The following is a 23,518-nucleotide window of genomic DNA, read 5'->3' as shown; positions in this document are numbered from 1 at the left end:
CTGACCCTTCCCGTCGTCGCCCGGAGGGCGGCCGCGCGGCGTCAGGTGCGTGCTCTGGGGGTCCCCCCGGCCGAAGGCTGGGGGAGTTCCGGGCATGCACCCACGTACGGGATGCACCTGGGTGTGTGCCCGGTGCGGCGAGTGGGGGCACCCCCTCTGGGGGAGCGTACGTGGCGTCGCGCGGCAGACGGTAACTGTCAGACAGGCCCTAGTGGCCCTGCTCGTCGCGGCGGCGCTGCCAGCGCTGCTCGATCCTGTCCATCATGGAGCGCTTCGGACGGCCCTGACGGCGGGCGTGCGGGGCGCCGGCGGGCTGCTCGCCCGGCTTGGGTGCCTTGCGCCAGCCGGTGACGGCGAGCACCGCGCAGCCGAGCATGACGAGGAAGCCCACCACGCTGATCCAGATCTGCTGCGCGACCATTCCGGCCATGAGGAGAGCGATACCGACGAGGAAGCCTGCGACCGCCTGGTAGACCCGCCGCCGGGTGTACGTACGCAGCCCGCTTCCCTCGAGCGCCGACGCGAACTTGGGATCTTCGGCGTACAGCGCTCGCTCCATCTGCTCGAGCATGCGCTGCTCGTGCTCCGAGAGCGGCACGGAGTCCTCCTCATCGTGCAGTCGCCGGGGCGACCCGGGGGGTCCCTTCAGGATAGGCAGGGAATCGCCCCCGTGAAACCCGCCCCTCTGCGCCAATTGGCCAACCGGAATCCGCCGCGGCGGACCCGGCTCGCTGAGGCTTCCATTCCCCGGCGGCCGGCCCGTCATGCCGAGCGGTCTCCCTCGATCATACGGCGCAAACCCCTCGATCGGGTGGCCTGTGGCGTACTCCATGCGCCGCCGACGCCCTGATCAGCGGCATGCCCCTGGTGGCACACCGGACGGCTCACGCCTCCGGCGACACCGTCGTCTCGCCCAGCACGTGGAGCTGGGTGGCCACGGAGTGGAAGGCGGGGAGTTCGGCGGCCGCCGCCTCCAGCTTCAGCAGGGCGTCGAGGGCGCCGGGCTCGGTGTCCACCAGGACGCCCGGCACCAGGTCGGAGAAGACCCGTACGCCGTGCACGGCGCCGACCCCGAGGCCCGCGCCCTCCACCAGGGCGGTGAGCTGTTCGGCCGTGAAACGGCGCGGCACCGGGTCGCCGGAGCCCCAGCGGCCCTCGGGGCTCTCCAGCGCCTGCTTGGCCTCCTTGAAGTGGCCCGCGAGGGCGCGGGCGAGCACCGCGCCGCCGAGCCCGGCGGCGAGCAGGCTGAGCACGCCTTCGGGGCGCAGGGCGGCCACCGCGTTGCGGACGCCCTCGGCGGGGTCGTCGACGTACTCCAGGACGCCGTGGCACAGCACCACGTCGTAACCGCCGCGCTCGACCACGTCGAACAGGCCGTGGGCGTCGCCCTGCACCCCTCGCACCCGGTCGGCGACGCCGGCCTCGGCGGCCCGGCGCTCCAGCGCGAACAGCGCGTTCGGGCTGGGGTCGACGACGGTGACGCGGTGGCCGAGGCGGGCGACGGGCACCGCGAACTTGCCGCTGCCGCCGCCCGTGTCGAGGACGTCCAGCGAGTCCCGGCCCGTGGCCTTGACCCGGCGGTCGAGGGCGTCCTGGAGGACCTCCCAGACCACGGCGGTACGGAGAGAGGCGCGGGGGCGCGTCGGGTCCGACACGGCAGTTGACTCCTCGGGGACACAAGGCTCGGCGAAGGCTTCGGGTGCCTTCCACCCTATTGCCTCCCGTACCGTTCCAGGTCACCGCGTCAGCCGGCGTCCGGCATGTCCCGCGGACCGGCCGGGCGCTCCGGCTCCGCGGTGTCGTGGCGGGGCTGCGGCAGGACCGGCTGAAGCACCAGCATCCGCTCGACGATGCGGATGAACATCGCCACGTCCCGTATCAGGTCGTCGGCGTCGCGGCTGCCCGCGGCGCCCTCGATGCCGGCCTCGGCGCGGGCGCGGCGGGCCGCGCCGGAGGCGAACAGGGCGCTCCACTCGGTGAGTTCGGGCGCTATCTCGGGGAGCACTTCCCAGGCGCTCCGGATGCGGGCGCGCCGCCTGGGCGAGGGCTCGGGACGGCCGCGTGCGGCGAGCACGGCGGCGGCGGTGCGCAGGGCGGCGAGGTGGGCCGTCGCGTAGCGCTCGTTGGGGGTATGCAGCACGGCGGCCTCGTCGAGTCCGGCGCGGGCCTGGGCGAGCAGGTCGAGGGCGGCGGGCGGGGCCGTGGACCGGCGCAGCACGGGGTGCACGTCGCTCGCCGGTCCGGTCAGTGAGGGGGCAGGGCCGGTGGCGCGGCGCCGGCGGGCGGCGGCTGCGGACGGGTTGGCCATGACGAACCTCCTGTCGTCTGGGTGCGGCACACCCTGCTACGAGGTGCCGTATGTGCCCATCGTGAGGTATGGCACTGACAATCCGTTCTGACCTGCTCTTTTGCCTCGATCGAAGGTTCGGGTTATTTTTGCACTGACCAGTCAGTTCAAAAACGCTCAGGGGGGTGGGCGGGAGCCATGGACCCGTCGCAGGACAGCCCGACCGAGGACAGCCCGACCGGGAACAGCGCCCACGGCCTCGCCGTCAAGGCCCGCGACTTCGGGCTGCGCGGGCCCCGCGGCTGGGTCTTCCGAGGCGTCCGGCTGGACGCCGGGCCCGGTTCGCTGATCGCGGTCGAGGGGCCTTCCGGTTCCGGCCGTACGTGTCTGCTGCTCGCCCTCACGGGACGTATGAAACCCACCGAGGGAGTGGCCACCGTCGGCGGGTTCGCACTCCCCCGGCGGATGTCCGCCGTGCGCCGGGTCAGCGCCGTGGCCAACGTCGCCGGGGTCTCCGACCTCGACCCGGCCCTCACGGTCGGGGAGCACCTGCGCGAACGGGCGCTGCTCCAGCGGCGCTTCGGGGGATCCCTGCGCGGGCTGCTGCGGCCCCGGGCGGAACGGGCCGACGAGGCCCAGCGGACCGGGAGCGCGCCGGCCGCCGCCGGGCTCGACCTGGACGCCCTCCCCAAGGGCGCCCGGACGGCCGTACGGGACCTGGAGCGGCTGGAGGCGCTGCGGCTGTCCGTGGCCCTGGCTCTCGTCGGCGGCCCCCGGCTGCTCGCCGTGGACGACACCGACCTGAAGCTCTCCGCCGCGGAGCGGGCCGAGGCGCACGCGCTGCTGGCCTCCGTCGCGGCGGCCGGGACCACGGTCGTGGCGGTGTACGCCGAGGCCCCCGAGGGCGCGGTGACCGTCTCCACCCGGCCCGTGGAGGCCACCGGGGCCCCGGACGACGAAGCGCCCGCTCACGAAACCACCGACGACGGGGCCACCGACGACGAAGCGAAGGAGGCGGCCGATGCGCTCGCCGAAACTGGCCGCGCTTGAGCTCAGGCGCTTCGGCCGGGGCAAGCTCCCCCGCGCCGCCCTGGTCGCGCTCCTCGTGCTGCCCCTGCTGTACGGCGCCCTGTACCTGTGGTCCTTCTGGGACCCGTACGGCCGCCTCGACCGCATCCCGGTGGCCCTGGTGAACGACGACGAGGGGGCGACCGCCAACGGCAGGAAGCTCGCGGCGGGCGACGACATCGTCGACGGGCTGCGCGACAGCCGGACCTTCCAGTGGCACGAGGTGAGCGCCGCCGAGGCCCGCAGGGGCGTCGAGGACGGCACCTACTACCTGTCGCTGACCATGCCGGCCGACTTCAGCCGGCGCATCGCCTCCAGCGCGGGCGACTCCCCCGAGACCGGCGCGCTGCGGGTGCGGACGAACGACGCGAACAACTACATCGTCGGGCAGATATCCCGGACGGTGTTCAGCGAGGTGCGCACGGCCGCGTCCACCAAGGCCTCCCGGCAGTTCCTGGACCGGATCTTCATCTCCTTCTCCGACATCCACGGCCGGACCGAGAAGGCCGCCAAGGGCGCCGACAAGCTCGAGGGTGGCATCGGCAAGGCGGAGAAGGGCTCCAAGGACCTCGCCGACGGGCTGAAGGACGCCAAGAGCGGCAGCGGCAAGCTGGCCAAGGGGCTGAAGAAACTCGACAAGGGGGCGGGCGACCTCCAGGACGGCTCGCGGCAGGTCGCCGACGGCACCCAGGCCCTGGCCGACAAGGTCAACGGGATCTACGCGAAGGCCGGCCCCTTCGTGAAGGCCAACGAGAAGACCATCGGGGACACCGCCCGGCTCGTCGCCGACTCGGCGAAGACGGTCCGCGACAACCTCGGCGTCCTGGTGAAGGCGGCACCGGCCGCCGCCAAGGCCGCCCACGCGGCCTCCACCACGCTGGACGAGGTCTACAAGACGCACTGCGAGACGGCGGTGCCGCCCGACGACACCTGCCCCGACCTGAAGAAGGCGAAGACGGCGGCCTCGGACGTGGCCGCGGTCGCCGACGACCTCGACACGCTGATCACCGACCAGGACGGCGACCTGAAGACGCTGCGCACGAACCTCGGCACGCTCCGGAAGCAGGCCCAGGCGCTCGCCGACCGCGCCCCGCACCTCTCCGAGGACCTCGACGACGCCGTGTCCCGCGTCAACAAGCTGAACGAGGGCGCCGGGAAGGTCGCCGCGGGCGCCAAGAAGCTGCACACCGGGCTCGGCACCGCGAAGACCGGCGCGACCGAGCTGGACAAGGGCGTCGGCACGGCCGAGTCGGGCGCCGAGACCCTCAGCGGCGGCATGTACAAGCTCGTCGACGGCTCCGGGAAGCTCGCCGGCGGCCTGCACGACGGGGCGAAGCAGATCCCCGACTACGACAAGCAGGACCGCGACCGGCGCACCGGGGTCATGGCCGACCCGGTCCAGCTCGCCTCCAGTGACCTGCACCGCGCGCCGAACTACGGCACCGGGTTCGCCCCGTACTTCATCCCGCTGTCCCTGTGGGTGGGCGCGATGGTGGCGTACATGCTGATCCCGCCGCTCAACCGGCGGGCCCTCGCGACCGGCTCGTCCGCCTGGCGGATCGCGCTGGCGGGGTGGCTGCCGGTGGCCCTGGTCGGAGTGCTGCAGACGGCCGCCCTGTTGTCCGTCCTGCACTGGGCGGTCGGCCTGGAGATGACCCGCGCGGCCGGGACGGTGGGCTTCCTGTTCCTGGTGGCGGCGTGCTTCGCCGCGATCGTGCAGTGGCTGAACGCGCGCTTCGGCGCGGCGGGCCGGATCCTGGTGCTCGCCCTGCTGATGCTCCAGCTGACCTCCGCGGGCGGCACCTACCCGGTGCAGACCAGTCCCGGCTTCTTCAACGCGATCCACCCCTTCCTGCCGATGAGCTACGTCGTCGCGGCCCTGCGCAGGCTCATCACGGGCGGTGGCCTCGGCCCGGTCTGGCAGGCCTGCGGCGTGCTGGCGGCGTTCACCGCGGCCGCCCTCGCGCTCACCGCCCTGTCGGCCCGCCGCCGCCAGGTGTGGACACTGGACCGGCTGCATCCCGAGCTGAGCCTGTGACCTCGCCTTTCGTCCGCCCTTCAGGCCCCCTTCGGAGGCAGTTCCTGTGAGAATCGACGCCATGGAAAGCAGCAGCGCCACGTCGGGTGGCAGCACGCGCCGCGAGGCCACCCGGCAGAAGCTCTACGAGGCGGCCGTCACACTCATCGCCGAACAGGGCTTCTCCGCCACCACGGTGGACGAGATCGCCGAGCGGGCCGGGGTCGCGAAGGGCACGGTCTACTACAACTTCGCGAGCAAGTCGGTCCTCTTCGAGGAACTGCTGCGGCACGGCGTCGGCCTCCTCACCGCGTCCCTGCGCGAGGCCGCCGAGCGGACGGCGCACGAGGGCGGCAGCCGGGTCGACGCCCTGGACGCGATGGTCCGGGCCGGGCTGGTCTTCATCGACCGCTACCCGGCCTTCACCCAGCTGTACGTGGCCGAGCTGTGGCGCACCAACCGCGCCTGGCAGTCCACGCTGATGGTGGTCCGCCGGGAGGCCGTCGCGGTCGTGGAGGGCGTACTGCGCGAGGGTGTGGCGAACGGCGAGTTCAGCGAGGAGATCGACGTGCAGCTGACCGCGGCCGCCCTCGTCGGCATGGTGCTGGTGGCCGCGCTGGACTGGAAGTCGTTCCAGCCGGAGCGGTCGCTGGACGACGTCCACGCGGCGCTGTCCCGGCTGCTCCAGGGGCGGGTCAGCGGGAGGGGCTGAGCCGGGCCCGGCCGCCGCACGCGGACACGGAAGAGCGCCGGTCCGGTGTGGCCGCGTCCCCCGCGGGCCACCTCGAACCGGCGCTCTCCTCCCGCTCCCCCGTACGTTCCCCCGTACGTCCCCCGTCGGATCCCCGTTCGGTCGTCTCCGGGTACCCCCGTGCCTCGCTTCCGCCGACGGATCGGCGGAAGGAGCGGATCGAGGACCGCTCCGTTCCGGCGCCCCGTGTCGCCGGTGCGGGGCGGTCCCCTTCTCCGTGTCTCCACTCTCTCGTTCGCGCAGGTGGCAGCCCATCCGTGCGCGTACTCATCTCCCGCACTAGGTACGGATACTCAGCCCTGCGCGCTCATCCCCGGCCCGTGACCGGGACGGCCGGTGGCGGTCGATAAAGTCGCGGGCATGGCACGGATTGCGGTGATCGGCGCCGGGATGGGCGCGATGGCGGCCGCCGCCCGGCTGGCCGTCGCGGGCCACCGGGTGGCGGTGTACGAGCGTACGGAGACGTACGGCGGTGCGGTGCGCCGGTTCGAGCGGGACGGGTTCCGCTTCGACACCGGTCCCGGACTGCTGCCCCTGCCCGCGGTGTACCGGGACCTGTTCGTCAAGACCGGCAAGGAGCCGCTGGAGGACCGCGTCGAGCTGGTGCAGGTCGACCCGTCGTCCCGGCACGTGTTCGCGGACGGCACCGAGGTGTCGCTGCCGAACGCCTCGCGCGCGGGTGTCGTCGCCGCCCTGGACGAAGCCCTGGGCGCGGGCGCGGGCGAGCGCTGGGGTGACTTCCTGGTGCGGGCCCGCGAGGCCTGGGACCGCACCCGGCGTCCGCTCCTGGAGGAGCCCCTGTGGCCGAACTGGCACGTGCTGGCCGAGCGGGAGCCCTATCCCGCCGTCCCGCACCGGCGGCTGCTGCGCACCCGCCACGCCACCACGCTCGCCGAGGTCGGGGAGTGGGAGCTGCGCGATGCGCGTCTCGCGGCGCTCCTGGACAGCCACGCGCTCGCCCACGGCCTCGATCCCCGGTCCGCGCCGGCGAGCGCGGCGGTGCTGCCCTACCTGGAGCACGCCTTCGGCACCTGGTACGTGCGCGGCGGCCTGCGGGAGCTGGCGCGCGCGGTGTACGAGCGGTGTGTGGCCCGCCGGGTGGAGTTCACCTTCGGCGCGGGGGTCACCGGCATCCTGGAGAAGGACGGCCGGGCGGCGGGGGTGGAGCTGGCGGACGGCACGGTGGCCGGGGCCGACCACGTGGTGGCGGGCGTGGACCCGGTGCGGCTGCGGGGCCTGACGGGGCATCCGCTCGACGTGGACGGGGACGTGCGCGCCAAGACCGCGGCGCCCGGTCCGGGCCGGTTCACCGTGCTGCTGGCCCTGCGCGGCGAGCGGGAGCCCGGTGCCGCGCACCGCACCGTCGTGCACGCGCCCGACCCCGGGGCGGAGCGGGACTTCCTCGCCTCCCGTGGCGACGGCGAGCCGGTGCGCCCCACGGTGACCGTGCTGCGGCCCGACGACCCCGCCCTGCGTCCGGAGGGCGGGTACGAGTCCGCGGTCGTCCAGGCGGTGGTGCCGGCGCGGGCGGACTGGGAGCGGGAGAGCGTGGTCCGGCGCTTCGCCGGCCTCGTCCTGGACGCCGCCGGGGCCGCTGTTCCCGGCCTGCGCGAGCGGCTGGTCTGGCACGAGGTGCGGACGCCCGGTCACACCGGGGCCGAGACGGGTACCGGGGCGGTCCCCGCTCCCGCGCTCGCCGCCGCGGACGGCCGCTTCCTGCATCCGGCGAACACCACACGCCTGCCGGGCCTGTACCGGGTGGGCGGCTGGTCACATCCCGGGGGCGGGCTCCCCCACGCCGGCATGTCCGGCGCGCTGGTGGCGGGGCTGATCGTGGAGGGGCCGGACTTCCGCGGCTCCCGGTGAGACCCGCTGCGGGGCCTCAGAAGCGGTACTGCTCGTCGGACCCCTGCCCCTGCTGCTGGCCGCCGCTCTGGTAGGGGTAGGGCTGCTCGTCGGGGAGGGCACCGCCGTAGGAGTCGTCGGTGCGCTGCTGCGGGACCCAGAGGCCGTCGGCGGGGGTCTGGCCGTAGCCGCCGGTGCCGTACTGGTCCTGGCCGTAACCCTGCTGGCCGTAGTGCTGGCCGCCGTACGACTGGTCGTAGCCGGTGCCGCCGTAGGAGTCGGAGTAGCCGCTGTACTGCTGCTGGCCGCCGGCGTCGTAGCCGTACTGCTGCTGGCCGTAGCCGGAGTAGTCGTAGGCGTACGACTGGTCGGTGCCCTGGGCGGCTGTGGCATAGGTGTCCTGCTGCCGGCCGGCGGACGCGTGGGCGGGGTCCGCAAAGGAGTCGCCGTATATGCCGTACGAGCCGGTGTCGTCGGGCATCGGCTGCGGCTCGTAGAGGGCGGTGGTCTCCGCGGCCGTGGGCCCGGTGGAGCGGGCGGCGGGGGTGAAGACGTCGTCGCGGTCGTAGTCGTCGCCGTAGCCGGCGCCGTCGTCGTAGCCGGCCGGCCGCACGTCCTGGAGGTCGGAGACCTCGAGGGCCGGGTCCCGGCGCGCGGGTTCACCGCGGCGGCGCTTGCTCTTGCCGGTGGCGCCGGGGGCCGGGCGGCTGACCGCCCAGCCGGCGGAGAAGCCGCGGCGGAAGGACAGCGTGACGTAGGTCTGGCCGACCGCGAAGGCGGCCGCGCCCAGGCCGATCACCGGCACGGACGGGATCAGCACCCCGACCACGACGCCGAGGAACCCGGCGAAGGCGAGCAGCCGCCAGCGCAGCCGCGCCTTGTACTGCAGCAGCACCTCGCCGAGCAACCACAGCGCGACGATGCCGAACGCGATGTAGAGGACCGTCCAGCCCATGTACGCCCCTCTCCCAGTGACCGCTACGCAGTGTGTCGTATCGCGGTGCGGCCGGTCTAGGCCTGCGGGGGATGGTGCAGGCCCAGGTTCTCGTAGATCTCCAGCGTCGCCGTGGAGCTGTTGAGCGTGATGAAGTGCAGTCCGGGCACTCCCTCGGACAGCAACCGCGCACAGAACTCCGTGGCGAATTCGATACCGATGGAGCGTACCGCCGCCGGATCGTCCTTCGCTGTGAGGATCCGCTCTTTCAGGGCGGACGGGAAGGCGGCGTTGCTGAGCTTCGGCAACCGTTGCAGCATCTTCACGCTGGTCACCGGCAGCACCTCGGGGATGACCGGGGTCTCGCAGCCCGCGGCGGCCACCCGGTCGCGCAGGCGCAGGTAGGACTCCGGCTGGAAGAACATCTGGGTGATGGCGTAGTCGGCGCCGGCTCGGCACTTGTCGACGAAGTGCGCGACGTCGGTGTCCCATGCGGCGGAACGCGGATGCATCTCCGGGAAGGCGGCGACGCCCACGCAGAAGTCGCCCGACTCCTTGATGAGCCGGACCAGCTCGGCCGCGTAGGTCAGGCCCTGGGGATGCGGCACCCACTCGCCCATCGGGTCGCCGGGCGGGTCGCCGCGCACGGCCAGCATGTTGCGGATCCCGGCGTCAGCGTACTGGCCGATGATGTTGCGCAGTTCGGCGATGGAGTGGTTGACCGCGGTGAGGTGGGCGACCGGCGTCAGCGTGGTGTCGACGACGATCTGCTGGGTCTCCTTGACGGTGGTGGCGCGCGTGGAACCGCCGGCGCCGTACGTCACCGACACGAAGTCGGGTGCCACCGCCTCGACCCGGCGCAGCGCGTTCCAGAGGTTCCGCTCGCCCTGGGGGGTCTTGGGCGCGTAGAACTCGAAGGAATACGTCTTCTTGCCGGTGCCGAGGATGTCACGCACCGTACGCGCGCGATCGGTCCTGGTGGATGCGGTTCCGAGGGCCATACCGGCAGGTTAGCCAGGCGAGGCCGCTCCCCCAACCGGAGTTCGGTATTTTGACCGAATTGTCGGCCCGGTGTCCACCCCTTGGACATCCGTGGACGCCGACGGGTACGGCGTCACGCCTCCCGCAGCCGCTTGGCGAACTCCGCCGCCGCCGCTCCCGGGTCCGAGGCCTGGGTGATCGCCCGCACGACGACCACCCTGCGGGCCCCCGCGTCCAGCACCTCGTCGAGATTGCCCAGGTCGATACCGCCGATCGCGAACCAGGGGCGGGCGGTGCCCAGCGCGGCGGTGTGCCGGACCAGGTCGAGCCCGGGCGCGTGACGGCCGGGCTTGGTCGGGGTGGGCCAGCACGGGCCCGTGCAGAAGTAGTCGACGCCCTCCTGGACGGCGGCGGCCTCCGCCTCCGCCTCGGCGTGCGTGGAACGGCCTATGAGGACGTCCGCGCCGAGGATCGCGCGGGCCGTGGGGACCGGGAGGTCGCCCTGGCCGAGGTGGAGCACGTCCGCGGCGGCGGCGTGGGCGACGTCCGCGCGGTCGTTGACCGCGAGCAGCCTGCCGTGCCGGGCGCAGGCGTCGGCGAGGACGGCGAGGTGCTCCAGCTCCTCGGCCGCCTCCATGCCCTTGTCCCGCAGCTGCACGATGTCCACCCCGCCGGCCAGCACCGCGTCGAGGAACTCGGCCAGGTCGCCCTGCCGCCTGCGGGCGTCCGTGCACAGGTAGAGCCGGGCGCCGGCGAGGCGGTCGCGGGCGGTGGCGGTGTCGGACATGCGTGGGTCCCCCCGTTGTGGTGCGCGGTCGGCGGCGTACGGGCCGTGGCCGGGGACCCCGGGGCCGCGGCCCGTACGCCGGACGGTGTTCGGTTCGGACGGTCAGGGTCAGACGGCGAGCGCCTGGGCGCGGCGCTTCACCTCCGTGCCGCGATTCTCGCTCAGGGCCTGCGCGGGGGTGCCGGGGAGGCTCGGGTCCGGGGTGAAGAGCCACTCCAGCATCTCTTCGTCACTGAAGCCGTCGTCCCTGAGGAGCGTCAAGGTCCCGGACAGGCCCTTGACGACCTTGTCCCCGTCGATGAAGGCGGCGGGGACGTGCAGCGCCCGGTTCTCACCACGGCGTACGGCGATGAGCTGGCCCTCCTTGACCAGCTGCCGCACACGTGTCACCTCGACGCCGAGCTTCTCGGCGATCTCGGGCAGGTTCAGCCAGGCGGGGACGAGCGCATCGATCTTCGCGTCAATCTCGGTCACGGAAACTAGCCTGCCATCTGCCACTGACACTCGGAAGTCAGGCCGGTCCACACGGGGCGACGCGCCAGGCCGGGGCCCTGTGCCGGGGCGTGCTACGCCGTGGCGTTCTTCAGGGGCCGCGCCGGGTCGGACAGCGCCTGCGGACGCATCGGCGTGCCCGCCTCGATCAGCCGCCGCCCCTGGGCCAGGTCCCTCGGGCGCCCCACGGCGAGCAGGGCCACCAGCCGGTCCCCCCTCAGCCAGCAGACCGTCCACGCGGGGCCCGCCGGATCGCCGCGCCACAGGGTGCGGTCGGCCACGCCGTGGTGACCGGCGTACTGCACGAAACGGCCGAACTGCTCGGACCAGAAGTACGGCACGGGGTCGTAGACCGCGGGGGTCTCGCCCATGATGTTCGCGGCGACCGTGCGCGGGCCCTGGAGGGCGTTGTCCCAGTGGTGGACGAGCAGCCGCTGCCCGTACCGGCGGGACGGGAAGGAGGCGCAGTCGCCGACCGCGTACACGTCCGGCGCGGAGGTCCGCAGGTGCTCGTCGGCCACCACCTCGCCGTGCGCGCCGAGTTCGATGCCGGAGCCAGCCAGCCACGCCGTGGCGGGGCGGGCGCCGATGCCGACGACGACGGCGCCCGCGGGCACCCGCGAGCCGTCGTCGAGCACCACCGCGCCCGGCTCGACGCGTTCCACGCGCGCGTGCGTGCGCAACTCGGCGCCGCTGTCGGCGTACCAGGACGCCATCGGCGCGGCCACCTCGGCCGGGAGCGCGCCGGCGAGAGGGCGGTCCGCCGCCTCCACGACCGTCACCGCGCAGCCCGCCTCACGGGCCGCCGTCGCGAACTCGGCGCCGATCCAGCCCGCGCCGACGACCACGACGTCGTGCTGCCGGGCGAGTACCGGCCGCAGCCGTTCGGCGTCGTCGAGGGTGCGCAGCAGGTGCACGCCGGGCACGCCCTCCGTGCCGGGCAGCCGGACCGGTTCGGCGCCGGTGGCCAGGACCAGGACGTCGTACGGCTCGGGCCCGGCCTCGGTGTCGACCTCGTGGTCGCCCGGGCGCACGCCCAGCGCCTCACGGCCGAGCCGCAGTTCGATGCCGAGCGCCTCGAAGTCGACGTCGAAGGCGGAGCCTTCGGCCTTGCCGAGCAGCACGGCCTTGGAGAGCGGGGGCCGGTCGTACGGCTGGTGGGGTTCGGCGCCGAGCAGCGTCACGGTGCCCCGGAAGCCCTGTTCGCGCAGCGCGACCGCGGTCTGCACCCCGGCCATGCCCGCGCCGACGACGACCACGCGCCGCGCCTGTGACGTGGCCTGTTCCCGTGTCTGCTCGCTCACTGGATCACCATAGTCGGACCACCATAGTCAACTGACTGGCCGTCAGTCAGGGGGTGTGCTCCGTGACCTGCTCCACCACGCTCGTACCCGCTCCCGGCTGTGACTCCCACTCCCAGGTCTCCTCCAGCCGCACCCGGCCGTCGGGCAGCTCGACGACGGCCGACGCGCAGTGTCCGCAGGAGGTGGTGCCGTCCCGCTTCAGCTGCACGTACCGGAAGTCCAGCCGGTCCCCTTCCCTGGTGCCCACCAGGGAGCCGCGTACGACATCGCCACCCGCGTACTCGGCCCAGATCTCGCCGTCCTTCTCGTGGTACGCGAACCGGGTGCGCGTCCCCACCTGTCCCGGAGCCTGGTCCGCGACGGGAGCGAGGATCAGGCCGTCGAGCGAGCGGGCCATCGGCGGAGGCCTCCTTACGGGTCGGGTGCCCTGCGGGCTAGGGTGGCCACCGTACAAGCACTCGCGGGAGCCCGGACGCACCGGGCTGAGAGGGAGGCTGGCGGCCTCCGACCGTACGAACCTGATCCGGGTCATGCCGGCGAAGGGAGGGGCTGGACGCCCATGTCGTCACGTACGTCCGACGTCCTCGTCATAGGGGGCGGGATCATCGGTCTGGTCACGGCCTGGCGGGCCGCGCAGCGCGGGCTCACCACGGCCGTGGCGGACCCGGACCCGGGCGGCGGGGCCGCCCGGGTCGCGGCCGGGATGCTGGCCGCCGTCACGGAGCTGCACCACGGCGAGCAGATCCTGCTCGGCCTGAACCTGGCGTCGGCCCGCCGCTATCCGGAGTTCGCGGCCGAGCTGACCGACCTCACCGGCCTGGACCTCGGCTACCGCCCGTGCGGCACGCTCGCCGTCGCCCTGGACGCCGACGACCGCGCCCACCTGCGCGAACTGCACGCGTTGCAGCAGCGGTCGGGCCTGGAGTCCGAGTGGCTTTCGGGGCGGGAGTGCCGGCGCCTGGAGCCGTTGCTGGCGCCGGGGGTGCGCGGGGGGCTGCGGGTGGACGGCGACCACCAGATCGATCCGCGCCGGCTGGCGGCCGCGCTGCTCGCCGCGTGCGAGCGCGCCGGGGTGGTCTTCCACCGGGTGCGGGCCGAGCGCTTCGACGTCGCGGGGGACCGGGCGGCCGGGGTGACCGCCTCGGACGGCGGTGCGCTGCGCGCGGGCCAGGTGGTGCTGGCCGCCGGGAGCCTGAGCGGGCGGCTCGCGGGCCTGCCCGAGGACCTGCTGCCGCCGGTGCGGCCGGTGAAGGGGCAGGTGGTGCGGCTGGCCGTGCCCGGGCGGTACGCGCCGTTCCTCAACCGGACCGTACGGGCCGTGGTGCGCGGCAGCCACGTCTACCTGGTGCCCCGGGAGAACGGCGAGCTGGTCGTCGGGGCCACCAGCGAGGAACTGGGCTGGGACACGACGGTGACCGCCGGCGGGGTGTACCAGCTGCTGCGCGACGCGCACGAACTGGTGCCCGGCATCACCGAGCTGCCGCTCACCGAGACCCGGGCCGGGCTGCGCCCCGGTTCACCCGACAACGCGCCGCTGCTCGGCCCGACCGGCCTGGACGGGCTGCTGCTGGCCACCGGGCACTACCGCAACGGCGTGCTGCTCACGCCGGTCACCGGGGACGCCCTGGCGCACGCCCTGACCACGGGTGAACTGCCCGAAGAGGCCCGGCCGTTCACCCCCAAGCGCTTCAGCACGGCACTCACGGAGCAGCCCGCATGAACATCTCCGTCAACGGAGAGCGCCGGGAGGTCGCCCCGGGCACCGCTCTCGACACCCTCGTACGGTCCCTCACCGCGGCGCCGCGCGGAGTGGCCGCCGCGCTCAACGAGACCGTCGTCCCGCGCGCGCAGTGGCCGTCCACGGCGCTGGCCGAGGGTGACCGCGTCGAAGTACTCACCGCCGTCCAGGGAGGCTGAGCATGGCCGACGACCCCTTCGTCCTCGGTGGTACGTCCTTCACGTCCCGCCTGATCATGGGTACGGGCGGTGCGCCCAGCCTCGAGGTGCTGGAGCGGGCGCTGGCCGCCTCCGGCACGGAGCTGACGACCGTGGCGATGCGGCGGGTGGATCCCGGTGTGCGCGGCTCGGTGCTGTCGGTGCTGGAGCGGCTCGGCATCCGGGTGCTGCCGAACACGGCGGGGTGTTTCACCGCCGGGGAGGCCGTGCTCACCGCCCGGCTGGCGCGCGAGGCCCTCGGGACCGATCTGGTCAAGCTGGAGGTCATCGCCGACGAGCGCACGCTGCTGCCGGATCCGATCGAGCTGCTGGACGCGGCGGAGACGCTGGTCGACGACGGCTTCACGGTCCTGCCGTACACCAATGACGATCCCGTGCTGGCGCGGAAGCTGGAGGACGCCGGCTGTGCGGCGATCATGCCGCTGGGCTCGCCCATCGGGTCCGGGCTGGGGATCCGCAACCCCCACAACTTCCAGCTGATCGTCGAGCACGCGCGCGTGCCGGTGATCCTGGACGCGGGCGCCGGTACGGCGTCGGACGTGGCGCTGGCGATGGAGCTGGGGTGTGCGGGGGTGATGCTGGCCTCCGCGGTGACGCGGGCGCAGGAGCCGGTGCGGATGGCTGCCGCCATGCGGTACGCGGTGGAGGCGGGGCGGCTGGCCCGGCTGGCGGGGCGGATCCCGCGGCGGCATTTCGCCGAGGCGTCCTCTCCCGCGGAGGGCTTGGCCGTGCTCGATCCTGAGCGGCCCGCTTTCTGAGCGGGGCTGTGGTCCCGCTCCTGCCTTCCACCCACGCACCACACGTTTCCGGTCGGTTCAGAGGTGGAGGTCTGCTGTGGGGGTGATCTCCGTCGGCGGCTTTCCGTCCGTGGCCGGCGCCTCCCGTGAGGGTGGGAAGCGTCACAGGTGCGCTGCAGTACCGGTGCGATCCTGGCCGAAACCGTGGGGGTGTCGGTCCTGGCTCGTAGACTCGCCTGCGTGGATATGACCCTTCAGGACCCTCTCGTCGGGCAGGTGCTCGACGGCCGTTACCGCGTCGACGCGCGGATCGCGGCCGGCGGGATGGCCACGGTCTACCGGGCGCTGGACACCCGGCTGGACCGGGTCCTCGCGCTCAAGGTGATGCACCCGACGCTCGCGGCCGACGGATCGTTCGTGGAGCGGTTCATCCGAGAGGCGAAGTCGGTGGCCCGGCTCGCCCACCCCAATGTCGTACAGGTGTTCGATCAGGGGACCGATCGGTCGTATGTCTACCTGGCCATGGAGTACATCGCCGGGTGCACCCTGCGGGACGTGCTCCGCGAGCGGGGCGCGCTGCAGCCGCGGGCCGCGCTGGACATCCTGGAACCGGTACTGGCCGCGCTGGGTGCCGCGCACCGGGCCGGGTTCGTGCACCGGGACATGAAGCCGGAGAACGTCCTCATAGGGGACGACGGGCGGGTCAAGGTGGCCGACTTCGGGCTCGTGAGGTCCGTGGACACGGTGACCAGCACGACCGGCGCCGTGCTCGGGACGGTCTCGTACCTGGCGCCCGAGCAGATCGAGCACGGCACGGCCGATCCGCGCGTCGACGTGTACGCCTGCGGCGTCGTGCTCTACGAGATGCTCACCGGCGGGAAGCCGCACGCCGGGGACACCCCGGCCCAGGTGCTCTACCGGCACGTGCACGAGGACGTGCCGCCGCCCTCGGCCGCCGTGCCGGGGCTGGCGTACGAGCTGGACGAGCTGGTCGCCACGGCCACCGCCCGCTCCCCCGAACTCAGGCCGCAGGATGCCGTGGCCTTCCTCGCCCAGGCGCGGGAGGCCCGCGCGCGGGTCGGGGAGGAGCGGCTGGACATGGTGCCGCCGCAGGCGATCTCCGCCCGGCACGACAACGCCGAGGACCGCACGAGCGTGATCCCGCGCGCCCTCACGGTGCCGCGCCCGCTGCCGGTGAACGACGAGGACGGGACGGGGGCGGCCCTCCACCGGACCAGCCTGCTCCAGTCCCCGCCCGCCGACCCGCCCCGGCGCCGGACGGGACGGTCCGGGCGGGGGCTGGTCACGATCGTCGCGGCCGTGCTGCTGGTCTTCGGGGTCGGCGCGGGGGTCTGGTACATCAACTCCGGCCAGTTCACCAGGGTCCCCCCGCTGCTGGCGAAGACCGAGGCGCAGGCCAGGGAGCGGCTGAAGAAGGCCGGGCTCGAGGTCAAGCAGGTCGAGCACGCCTACAACGACACCGTGCGCAAGGGCACGGTGATCAGCACCGACCCGGCGGCGGGCGCCCGCATCCGCAGCAACGACTCGGTGACGCTGACGATCTCCGACGGCCCGAGGACCGTGAAGGTACCGGACCTGTCGGGCCGGAAGCTCGCCGAGGCGCGGGCGCGGCTGAAGGCGGCGGGACTGGCGCCGGGCATGGTCACCCGGGAGTTCAGCGAGGACGTGCCGGCCGGTTCCGTGATCGGCACGACGCCGGGCACCGGCACCGTGCGGCGCGCGGGCTCGGCGATCGCGCTGACCGTCAGCAAGGGCAGCCCGGTCGACGTGCCGGACGTGACCGGTGACGACCTGGACAGCGCGAAGCAGCAGCTCCAGGACGCCGGGCTGAAGGTGAAGGTGTCCGCGCGGCAGGTCAACTCCGAGTACGACAAGGGCAAGGTCGCCCGGCAGACCCCGGCGGGCGACAGCCAGGCCGCCGAGGGCGACACCGTGACGCTGACCGTGTCCAAGGGCCCGGTGGTGGTCGAGGTGCCGGACGTGGTGGGCGACAGCGTGGACGACGCGAAGCAGCAGCTCCAGGACGCGGGCTTCCAGGTCGACGAGGACCGCGGGCTGCTCGGGCTGTTCGGCGACACCGTGAAGAAGCAGTCCGTGGCGGGCGGCGACACGGCGCCCAAGGGGGCGACGATCACGATCACCATCCGGTGACGGGGCGCCTCCCGGGCATGACACCCTGAAGGAGTGACACCGCAGTACTCCGGCTCCGCCGTTCCCGGCCCCGTCCCGGTCCCCGGTCCCGGCCCCGCCTCCGGTCCCGCCCGCAACCCCGTGGGCGCTCATGTGCCCGTGGCCGGCGGCCTGCACTCCGTGGGACTGTCGTACGCCCGTGACCTGAAGGCCGAGGCCGTGCAGGTCTTCGTGGCCAACCCGCGCGGGTGGGCCACGCCCGCCGGGAACCCGCGGCAGGACGAGGCGTTCCGGCAGGCCTGCGCGGAGGGGGCGATACCGGCGTACGTGCACGCGCCGTACCTGATCAACTTCGGCTCGCACACCGAGGCGACCGCCGTGCGGTCGGTGGAGTCCCTGCGGCACTCGCTGCGGCGGGGACGGGAGATCGGTGCGCTCGGCGTGGTGGTGCACACCGGGAGCGCCACCGGCGGCCGGGACCGGGCCGTGGCGCTGCGGCAGGTGCGGGAGCACCTGCTGCCGCTGCTGGACGAGCTCACCCACGACGACGACCCGTACCTGCTGCTGGAGTCCACGGCCGGGCAGGGCGCCTCGCTCTGCTCCCGCACCTGGGACTTCGGGCCGTACTTCGAGGCGTTGGACGCCCACCCGAAGCTGGGCGTGTGCCTGGACACCTGCCACGTCTTCGCCGCCGGGCACGACCTGACCGGGCCGAGCGGCATGCACCAGACGCTCGACCTGCTGGTGGACACGGTCGGCGAGGGCCGGCTGAGACTGATCCACGCCAACGACTCCAAGGACGTGGTGGGCGCCCACAAGGACCGCCACGAGAACATCGGCGCCGGCCACATCGGCGAGGACCCCTTCCGCGCCCTGATGACCCATCCGGCGACCGAGGGCGTGCCCCTCGTCATCGAGACGCCGGGCGGCAAGGAGGGACACGCGGCGGATGTCGAGCGCCTGAAGAAGCTCAGGGACGGCTGACCGCCGCGGCGCCGGTCAGAGCTCCGGCCCGTCCTCGGGCCCTTCCTGGTAGGAGTACCGCTGCTCCTTCCAGGGGTCGCCGATGTTGTGGTAGCCGCGCTCTTCCCAGAAGCCGCGGCGGTCGGCGGTCATGTACTCGACGCCGCGGACCCATTTGGGGCCCTTCCAGGCGTACAGGTGGGGGACGACGAGGCGGAGCGGGAAGCCGTGCTCGGCGGTGAGGAGTTCGCCGTCCTTGTGGGTGGCGAAGAGCGTGCGCTCGGCGGCGAAGTCCGACAGGCGGAGGTTGGAGCTGAACCCGTACTCCGCCCAGACCATCACATGGGTGACGTCGGGTGCGGGCGGGGCGGCCTGGAGGATCGTCCGGGCCGGAATACCGCCCCATTCGGCGCCCAGCATGCTGAACTTGGTGACGCAGTGCAGGTCGGCCACGACGGTGGCGTACGGCAGGGCCGTGAACTCCTCGTGGGCCCAGCAGTGCTTCTCGCCGTCGGCGGTGGCGCCGAACACCCTGAACTCCCAGCGCTCGGGCCGGAACTTGGGCACCGGCCCGTAGTGCGTGACCGGCCAGCCGCGCTGCAGCCGCTGCCCCGGCGGAAGCCCGGGCCGTGCGGCCTCTCCCGATTCTCCAGACTCGCGCTCCACCGGCTGACCCATGCCTCCATCCTGACAGACCCCGGGCAGTGCACATGACCAGGGAGGCACTAAAACGGGCAAACGCCATCGAAACTACATTTGCTTACTAAGTGCGCACTTACTGGACGATCATCAACGCCGGTGCAATCATGCCGCCGCAACCTCCCTTGTTCCCCAGGTGGAAGGAGCCGCTGCGATGCAGGGCGATCCCGAGGTCATCGAGTTCCTCAACGAGCAGCTCACCGGCGAGCTCACCGCGATCAACCAGTACTTCCTGCACGCGAAGATGCAGGAGAACCTCGGCTGGTACAAGCTCGCGAAGTACACGCGCCGCGAGTCGTTCGACGAGATGAAGCACGCCGAGGTGCTCACCGACCGGATCCTGTTCCTGGAGGGGCTGCCGAACTACCAGCGCCTGTTCCACGTGCGGGTGGGCCAGACGGTCAAGGAGATGTTCGAGGCGGACAAGCAGGTCGAGGTGGAGGCGATCGACCGCCTCAAGCGCGGCATCAAGGTGATGCGCGAGAAGGGCGACATCACGTCCGCGAACATCTTCGAGGAGATCCTCGCCGACGAGGAACACCACATCGACTATCTCGACACCCAGCTGGACCTGCTGGACAAGCTCGGCGAGGCCCTCTACATCGCCCAGGTGATCGAGCAGCCGGAGGACTAGGCGCGCCGACCGGACAGGCGCCCAGGGCCTGCCCTAGGCCGCGTCCGGGAGCTCCGCCAGCACCGGCCGGCCCTGGTCGGCCAGGTCACGGCGGGGGCACGCGCCACGGCCGAGGATGGCCTGGATACGGCGGACGCAGGAGCCGCAGTCCGTCCCGGCCTTGCAGGCCGACGCTATCTGGCGGGGGGTGCGGGCACCGTCCTCCGCGTGCTTCTTGACCTGCGCCTCGGTGACGCCGAAACAGCTGCAGACGTACACGCGGATTCACCTCCCGACGGGATCACTGTCCTGCTGCCGTCCCGTTTTCTCGGTGAGGCAAACCTAACCTTACCTTCCCTGGGAAGACCGCGACAGTGGCAGGGGCGCGGATCGGGTGTGATCCGCGCCCCAGGCCGCTCACTGGTCCCGGTACATCTCCGCCACGAGGAACGCCAGGTCCAGGGACTGGCTGCGGTTCAGACGCGGGTCGCATGCCGTCTCGTAGCGCTGGTGCAGGTCGTCGACGAAGATCTCGTCGCCGCCGCCCACGCACTCGGTGACGTCGTCACCGGTGAGCTCGACGTGGATGCCGCCCGGGTGGGTGCCGAGCTCCTTGTGCACCTCGAAGAAGCCCTTGACCTCGTCGAGCACGTCGTCGAAGCGGCGGGTCTTGTGCCCGGAGGCCGCCTCGAAGGTGTTGCCGTGCATCGGGTCGGTCACCCAGGCCACCGTCGCACCGGACGCCGTGACCTTCTCGACCAGCTGGGGGAGCCGGTCGCGGATCTTGTCGGCGCCCATGCGGACGATGAACGTCAGCCGGCCGGGCTCCCGGTCGGGGTCGAGGCGGTCGATGTACTGCAGCGCCTCCTCGGCCGACGTCGTCGGGCCGAGCTTGACGCCGATCGGGTTGCGGATCTTCGAGGCGAACTCGATGTGCGCGCCGTCCAGCTGGCGGGTGCGCTCACCGATCCACACCATGTGGCCGGAGACGTCGTACAGCTGCCCGGTGCGGGAGTCGACCCGGGTGAGGGCCGACTCGTAGTCCAGCAGCAGCGCCTCGTGCGAGGAGTAGAACTCGACGGTCTTGAACTCCTCCGGGTCGGTGCCGCAGGCCCGCATGAAGTGCAGCGCGTTGTCGATCTCGCGGGCCAGCTGCTCGTAGCGCTGGCCGGACGGGGACGACTTCACGAAGTCCTGGTTCCAGGCGTGCACCTGGCGCAGGTCGGCGTACCCGCCGGTGGTGAAGGCGCGCACCAGGTTCAGGGTCGAGGCGGACGCGTGGTACATCCGCTTCAGCCGCTCCGGGTCGGGGATCCGGGAGGCCTCGGTGAAGTCGAACCCGTTGACGGAGTCGCCCCGGTACACCGGGAGGGTGACGCCGTCGCGGGTCTCGACCGGCTTGGAACGCGGCTTGGAGTACTGGCCGGCGATCCGGCCGACCTTCACCACGGGCACGGACGCGGCGTACGTCAGCACGGCGCCCATCTGGAGCAGCGTCTTGAGCTTGTTGCGGATGTGGTCGGCGGACACCGCGTCGAAGGCCTCGGCGCAGTCGCCGCCCTGGAGGAGGAACGCCTCTCCCTTGGCGACGGCCGCCATCCGGGCGCGCAGCTGGTCGCACTCGCCCGCGAAGACGAGCGGCGGATACGACTCGAGCTCCGCGATCACTGCGCGCAGAGCCTCGGTGTCGGGGTACTCGGGCTGCTGCGCCGCGGGCAGGTCTCGCCAGGTGTTGCCAGCGCTCGCGCTGGTCTTAGCGTTCACGGTCACCCTCCAAACATTACGGGGTCGTGTCGAGGGATTTTCCTCCCGCTCGACTGGTGAGACGGCGCGATCACGCTACGGACGGGCGCGAGGTGCGGTAGGGTTCCCGGCATGTTCGCGCTGTCGACCCAGACCCAGAACCGCCAGACCTGGTGGTGGACCGCTCACCCGGCGGCCCACTGACTGCGCGTACGCAAGACTTCGCGAAGGCCGCCCGAGGGGCGGCCTTCGGCGTTTCCCGGGGTCGTTCCTCCTCTGTCGAGAAGGATGACCCATGCGTCTTGAGGACCTGCTGTCCGAGTCCCGCCCCTTCGCCCTGCTCCGCCGCCGCACGCCCGGCCGCGACGAGAGCACGGTGGAAGTCCTCGTCGGCCCGGTCGTCACCCGCGACCGCCTCGCCGACCTGCCCGACGAGGGCCTCGCGCTCGTGCCGTTCCGGCAGATCCGCGAGCGCGGCTTCGACGTCCGCGACGACGGCACCCCGCTGCTGGTGCTGACGCCCGAGGAGTCGTACGAGATCCCGCTGGACGAGGCCCTGGCGTCGCTGCCGGGGCACGGGGTGCGGGTCGAGGGCGGCCGCTTCGACGTCGGTGACGAGGAGTACGGGGAGATCGTCGGGCGCGTGCTGCGCGAGGAGATCGGGCGGGGCGAGGGCGCCAACTTCGTGATCCGGCGGACGTACGAGGGCGAGATCCCCGGGTTCTGTGCGGGCGACGCCCTCGCCCTGTTCCGGCGGCTGCTGGAGGGCGAGCGGGGCGCGTACTGGACGTTCGTCGTGCACACCGGGGAGCGCACGCTGGTGGGGGCCAGCCCGGAGGTGCACGTCCGGATGTCCGGTGGCACCGTCGTCATGAACCCGATCAGCGGGACGTACCGCTACCCGGCCGAGGGGCCCACGCCCGAGCACCTGCTCGGCTTCCTCGCCGACGGCAAGGAGATCGAGGAGCTGTCGATGGTCGTCGACGAGGAGCTCAAGATGATGTGCACCGTCGGCGACATGGGCGGGGTCGTGGTCGGCCCCCGGCTGAAGGAGATGGCTCACCTCGCGCACACCGAGTACGAGCTGCGCGGGAAGTCCTCCCAGGACGTGCGGGAGGTGCTGAAGGAGACCATGTTCGCGGCGACGGTCACCGGGTCGCCGGTGCAGAACGCGTGCCGGGTGATCGAGCGCCACGAGGTCGGGGGCCGGGGCTACTACGCGGGTGCGCTGGCCCTGCTCGGCCGGGACTCCGGGGGCGCCCAGACCCTGGACTCCCCGATCCTGATCCGCACCGCGGACATCTCCCGCGACGGCCGCCTGCGCGTCCCGGTCGGCGCCACGCTGGTGCGCGGCTCCGACCCGGCGGGCGAGGTCGCCGAGACACACGCGAAGGCGGCGGGCGTCCTGGCGGCCCTGGGCGTCCGTCCGTCCCGGCCCCGCGAGGAGTCCGTGCGCCCGCGGCTCGCCGACGACCCGCGGGTGCGGGCCGCGCTCGACGGGCGCCGGGCCGCGCTGGCCCCGTTCTGGCTGCGGATGCAGGAGCGCTCGCCGGAGCCGGCGGGGCACGCCCTGGTCGTCGACGGGGAGGACACCTTCACGGCGATGCTCGCGCACGTGCTGCGCTCCGGCGGGCTCGACGTGACCGTCCGGCGGTACGACGAGCCCGGGCTGCGGGCGGCGGTGCGCGCGCACGCGGGGCCGGTCGTGCTCGGTCCCGGGCCCGGTGACCCCTCGGACCTCGCCGACCCGAAGATGCGGTTCCTGCGGGAGCTGACCGCCGAGGCGGTCCGAGGGCACCGGCACGGCCTGCTCGGTGTGTGCCTCGGGCACGAGCTGATCGCGGCCGAGTTCGGGCTGGAGATCGTCCGCAAGGAGGTGCCGTACCAGGGGGCGCAGACGGAGGTCGAGCTGTTCGGGCGGACGGAGACGGTCGGCTTCTACAACAGCTTCGTGGCCCGCTGCGACGACGAGGCGGCGGCCGAGCTGGCGGCTCACCGGGTCGAGGTGAGCCGGGCCGCGAACGGCGAGGTGCACGCGCTGCGCGGTCCCGGCTTCGCCTCGGTGCAGTTCCACCCCGAGTCGGTGCTCACGCTGAACGGTGCGGCGATCGTGACGGAGCTGCTGCGGGTGCCGCTGTTGCGCGAGAGCTGAGCGGAGCGCGCCCCGGCGCCGCCACAGCGGCCGTGGCG

Annotated in this window: 23 protein-coding genes and 1 riboswitch; of the genes, 11 read left to right on the top strand and 12 right to left on the bottom strand. The window is 72.9% G+C overall.

The window, feature by feature from the left end:
- Positions 1-208: 208 nt before the first annotated feature.
- From ABZX30_RS19110 to ABZX30_RS19100, 3 genes are all read right to left on the bottom strand, one after another.
- Entirely contained in the window at positions 209-598 is a 390-nt protein-coding gene (locus ABZX30_RS19110; RefSeq protein ID WP_355934871.1) for a DUF3040 domain-containing protein, read from the bottom strand.
- Positions 599-884: 286 nt separating this feature from the next.
- Positions 885-1,655, bottom strand: coding sequence for a methyltransferase (locus ABZX30_RS19105; RefSeq protein WP_355934869.1), 771 nt, complete (start codon positions 1,653-1,655; stop codon positions 885-887).
- Between the two features lie 89 nt (positions 1,656-1,744).
- Positions 1,745-2,308, bottom strand: a complete 564-nt coding sequence (locus ABZX30_RS19100; protein ID WP_355934867.1) for an SAV_6107 family HEPN domain-containing protein — start codon at positions 2,306-2,308, stop codon at positions 1,745-1,747.
- A 177-nt stretch (positions 2,309-2,485) separates the two neighbouring features.
- On the opposite strand from ABZX30_RS19100, the gene ABZX30_RS19095 reads away from it, so the two are divergent.
- The 4 genes from ABZX30_RS19095 to ABZX30_RS19080 all read left to right on the top strand — a co-directional run bounded on the left by ABZX30_RS19095 (position 2,486) and on the right by ABZX30_RS19080 (position 7,989).
- Positions 2,486-3,337 carry an ATP-binding cassette domain-containing protein gene (locus tag ABZX30_RS19095; RefSeq protein WP_355934866.1) on the top strand — a complete coding sequence of 284 codons (852 nt, stop codon included), beginning with the start codon at positions 2,486-2,488 and terminating at the stop codon, positions 3,335-3,337.
- On the top strand, positions 3,309-5,393 hold the full coding sequence (locus ABZX30_RS19090; protein ID WP_355934864.1) for a YhgE/Pip domain-containing protein: 2,085 nt from the start codon (positions 3,309-3,311) through the stop codon (positions 5,391-5,393). Before ABZX30_RS19095 ends, ABZX30_RS19090 begins: the two co-directional genes overlap by 29 nt.
- 61 nt (positions 5,394-5,454) lie before the next feature.
- Positions 5,455-6,084 carry a helix-turn-helix domain-containing protein gene (locus ABZX30_RS19085; protein WP_355934862.1) on the top strand — a complete coding sequence of 210 codons (630 nt, stop codon included), beginning with the start codon at positions 5,455-5,457 and terminating at the stop codon, positions 6,082-6,084.
- A 399-nt stretch (positions 6,085-6,483) separates the two neighbouring features.
- Positions 6,484-7,989: an NAD(P)/FAD-dependent oxidoreductase gene (locus ABZX30_RS19080; RefSeq protein ID WP_355934861.1), complete on the top strand. Its 1,506-nt coding sequence runs from the start codon at positions 6,484-6,486 to the stop codon at positions 7,987-7,989.
- Positions 7,990-8,005: 16 nt separating this feature from the next.
- Here ABZX30_RS19080 and ABZX30_RS19075 read toward each other — a convergent pair whose 3' ends face one another.
- The 6 genes from ABZX30_RS19075 to ABZX30_RS19050 form a co-directional block, all read right to left on the bottom strand.
- Positions 8,006-8,923 carry a hypothetical protein gene (locus tag ABZX30_RS19075; protein WP_355934859.1) on the bottom strand — a complete coding sequence of 306 codons (918 nt, stop codon included), beginning with the start codon at positions 8,921-8,923 and terminating at the stop codon, positions 8,006-8,008.
- 56 nt (positions 8,924-8,979) lie between these two features.
- Entirely contained in the window at positions 8,980-9,903 is a 924-nt protein-coding gene (gene metF / locus ABZX30_RS19070) for a methylenetetrahydrofolate reductase [NAD(P)H] (RefSeq protein ID WP_355934857.1), read from the bottom strand.
- 113 nt (positions 9,904-10,016) lie between these two features.
- Entirely contained in the window at positions 10,017-10,670 is a 654-nt protein-coding gene (gene thiE / locus ABZX30_RS19065) for a thiamine phosphate synthase (RefSeq protein WP_355934856.1), read from the bottom strand.
- A gap of 108 nt (positions 10,671-10,778) precedes the next feature.
- Positions 10,779-11,144 carry an Rv2175c family DNA-binding protein gene (locus tag ABZX30_RS19060; RefSeq protein WP_355934855.1) on the bottom strand — a complete coding sequence of 122 codons (366 nt, stop codon included), beginning with the start codon at positions 11,142-11,144 and terminating at the stop codon, positions 10,779-10,781.
- A 92-nt stretch (positions 11,145-11,236) separates the two neighbouring features.
- Positions 11,237-12,466, bottom strand: coding sequence for an FAD-dependent oxidoreductase (locus ABZX30_RS19055; protein ID WP_355934853.1), 1,230 nt, complete (start codon positions 12,464-12,466; stop codon positions 11,237-11,239).
- A 46-nt stretch (positions 12,467-12,512) separates the two neighbouring features.
- Positions 12,513-12,863, bottom strand: a complete 351-nt coding sequence (locus ABZX30_RS19050) for a hypothetical protein (RefSeq protein ID WP_355934851.1) — start codon at positions 12,861-12,863, stop codon at positions 12,513-12,515.
- Positions 12,864-12,916: 53 nt separating this feature from the next.
- Positions 12,917-13,028: riboswitch (TPP riboswitch) on the top strand.
- On the opposite strand from ABZX30_RS19050, the gene thiO reads away from it, so the two are divergent.
- The 5 genes from thiO (at position 13,026) to ABZX30_RS19025 (ending at position 18,294) form a co-directional block, all read left to right on the top strand.
- Positions 13,026-14,186, top strand: a complete 1,161-nt coding sequence (gene thiO / locus ABZX30_RS19045) for a glycine oxidase ThiO (RefSeq protein WP_355934850.1) — start codon at positions 13,026-13,028, stop codon at positions 14,184-14,186. It overlaps the preceding riboswitch by 3 nt.
- Positions 14,183-14,383 carry a sulfur carrier protein ThiS gene (thiS, locus tag ABZX30_RS19040; protein WP_355934848.1) on the top strand — a complete coding sequence of 67 codons (201 nt, stop codon included), beginning with the start codon at positions 14,183-14,185 and terminating at the stop codon, positions 14,381-14,383. The genes thiO and thiS overlap by 4 nt, the downstream gene beginning before the upstream one ends.
- Positions 14,384-14,385: 2 nt before the next feature.
- The gene (locus ABZX30_RS19035; protein WP_355934846.1) at positions 14,386-15,180 is read left to right on the top strand and encodes a thiazole synthase; all 795 of its coding nucleotides are present in this window, start codon (positions 14,386-14,388) and stop codon (positions 15,178-15,180) included.
- 219 nt (positions 15,181-15,399) lie between these two features.
- The gene (gene pknB, locus ABZX30_RS19030; RefSeq protein WP_355934845.1) at positions 15,400-17,331 is read left to right on the top strand and encodes a Stk1 family PASTA domain-containing Ser/Thr kinase; all 1,932 of its coding nucleotides are present in this window, start codon (positions 15,400-15,402) and stop codon (positions 17,329-17,331) included.
- Positions 17,332-17,451: 120 nt separating this feature from the next.
- Complete coding sequence (locus ABZX30_RS19025; protein ID WP_355934875.1) at positions 17,452-18,294, top strand: deoxyribonuclease IV; 843 nt, start codon at positions 17,452-17,454, stop codon at positions 18,292-18,294.
- Between the two features lie 15 nt (positions 18,295-18,309).
- Here ABZX30_RS19025 and ABZX30_RS19020 read toward each other — a convergent pair whose 3' ends face one another.
- Positions 18,310-18,951 (bottom strand): sulfite oxidase-like oxidoreductase, encoded by a 642-nt coding sequence (locus ABZX30_RS19020; RefSeq protein ID WP_355934843.1) that lies wholly within the window; start codon positions 18,949-18,951, stop codon positions 18,310-18,312.
- Positions 18,952-19,126: 175 nt separating this feature from the next.
- On the opposite strand from ABZX30_RS19020, the gene bfr reads away from it, so the two are divergent.
- Complete coding sequence (gene bfr / locus ABZX30_RS19015; RefSeq protein ID WP_355934842.1) at positions 19,127-19,606, top strand: bacterioferritin; 480 nt, start codon at positions 19,127-19,129, stop codon at positions 19,604-19,606.
- A 33-nt stretch (positions 19,607-19,639) separates the two neighbouring features.
- On the opposite strand, the gene ABZX30_RS19010 is transcribed toward bfr, so the two are convergent.
- Together ABZX30_RS19010 and ABZX30_RS19005 are read right to left on the bottom strand one after the other, a co-directional pair.
- On the bottom strand, positions 19,640-19,864 hold the full coding sequence (locus tag ABZX30_RS19010; protein ID WP_355934840.1) for a (2Fe-2S)-binding protein: 225 nt from the start codon (positions 19,862-19,864) through the stop codon (positions 19,640-19,642).
- Between the two features lie 138 nt (positions 19,865-20,002).
- A complete protein-coding gene (locus ABZX30_RS19005; protein WP_355934838.1) occupies positions 20,003-21,355 on the bottom strand; it encodes a class II 3-deoxy-7-phosphoheptulonate synthase in 1,353 nt (450 codons plus the stop codon).
- A 268-nt stretch (positions 21,356-21,623) separates the two neighbouring features.
- Here ABZX30_RS19005 and ABZX30_RS19000 point away from each other — a divergent pair, with 268 nt between their 5' ends.
- The gene (locus ABZX30_RS19000; protein ID WP_355934837.1) at positions 21,624-23,480 is read left to right on the top strand and encodes an anthranilate synthase family protein; all 1,857 of its coding nucleotides are present in this window, start codon (positions 21,624-21,626) and stop codon (positions 23,478-23,480) included.
- Positions 23,481-23,518: the final 38 nt, after the last annotated feature.

Origin of the sequence: Streptomyces sp. NPDC004542 (assembly GCF_040610035.1) — a bacterium.
Taxonomy (GTDB): Bacteria; Actinomycetota; Actinomycetes; order Streptomycetales; family Streptomycetaceae; genus Streptomyces.
This window is presented reverse-complemented; position numbering and strand designations above follow the sequence as displayed.

What these genes read in the sequence shown, in the direction of transcription:
- ABZX30_RS19100 (WP_355934867.1), bottom strand. Translation starts at nt 2,308, where the DNA reads ATGGCCAACCCGTCCGCAGCCGCCGCCCGCCGGCGCCGCGCCACCGGC.
- ABZX30_RS19095 (WP_355934866.1), top strand. Translation starts at nt 2,486, where the DNA reads ATGGACCCGTCGCAGGACAGCCCGACCGAGGACAGCCCGACCGGGAAC.
- ABZX30_RS19090 (WP_355934864.1), top strand. Translation starts at nt 3,309, where the DNA reads ATGCGCTCGCCGAAACTGGCCGCGCTTGAGCTCAGGCGCTTCGGCCGG.
- ABZX30_RS19085 (WP_355934862.1), top strand. Translation starts at nt 5,455, where the DNA reads ATGGAAAGCAGCAGCGCCACGTCGGGTGGCAGCACGCGCCGCGAGGCC.
- ABZX30_RS19080 (WP_355934861.1), top strand. Translation starts at nt 6,484, where the DNA reads ATGGCACGGATTGCGGTGATCGGCGCCGGGATGGGCGCGATGGCGGCC.
- ABZX30_RS19075 (WP_355934859.1), bottom strand. Translation starts at nt 8,923, where the DNA reads ATGGGCTGGACGGTCCTCTACATCGCGTTCGGCATCGTCGCGCTGTGG.
- metF (WP_355934857.1), bottom strand. Translation starts at nt 9,903, where the DNA reads ATGGCCCTCGGAACCGCATCCACCAGGACCGATCGCGCGCGTACGGTG.
- thiE (WP_355934856.1), bottom strand. Translation starts at nt 10,670, where the DNA reads ATGTCCGACACCGCCACCGCCCGCGACCGCCTCGCCGGCGCCCGGCTC.
- ABZX30_RS19050 (WP_355934851.1), bottom strand. Translation starts at nt 12,863, where the DNA reads ATGGCCCGCTCGCTCGACGGCCTGATCCTCGCTCCCGTCGCGGACCAG.
- thiO (WP_355934850.1), top strand. Translation starts at nt 13,026, where the DNA reads ATGTCGTCACGTACGTCCGACGTCCTCGTCATAGGGGGCGGGATCATC.
- thiS (WP_355934848.1), top strand. Translation starts at nt 14,183, where the DNA reads ATGAACATCTCCGTCAACGGAGAGCGCCGGGAGGTCGCCCCGGGCACC.
- ABZX30_RS19035 (WP_355934846.1), top strand. Translation starts at nt 14,386, where the DNA reads ATGGCCGACGACCCCTTCGTCCTCGGTGGTACGTCCTTCACGTCCCGC.
- ABZX30_RS19020 (WP_355934843.1), bottom strand. Translation starts at nt 18,951, where the DNA reads ATGGGTCAGCCGGTGGAGCGCGAGTCTGGAGAATCGGGAGAGGCCGCA.
- bfr (WP_355934842.1), top strand. Translation starts at nt 19,127, where the DNA reads ATGCAGGGCGATCCCGAGGTCATCGAGTTCCTCAACGAGCAGCTCACC.
- ABZX30_RS19000 (WP_355934837.1), top strand. Translation starts at nt 21,624, where the DNA reads ATGCGTCTTGAGGACCTGCTGTCCGAGTCCCGCCCCTTCGCCCTGCTC.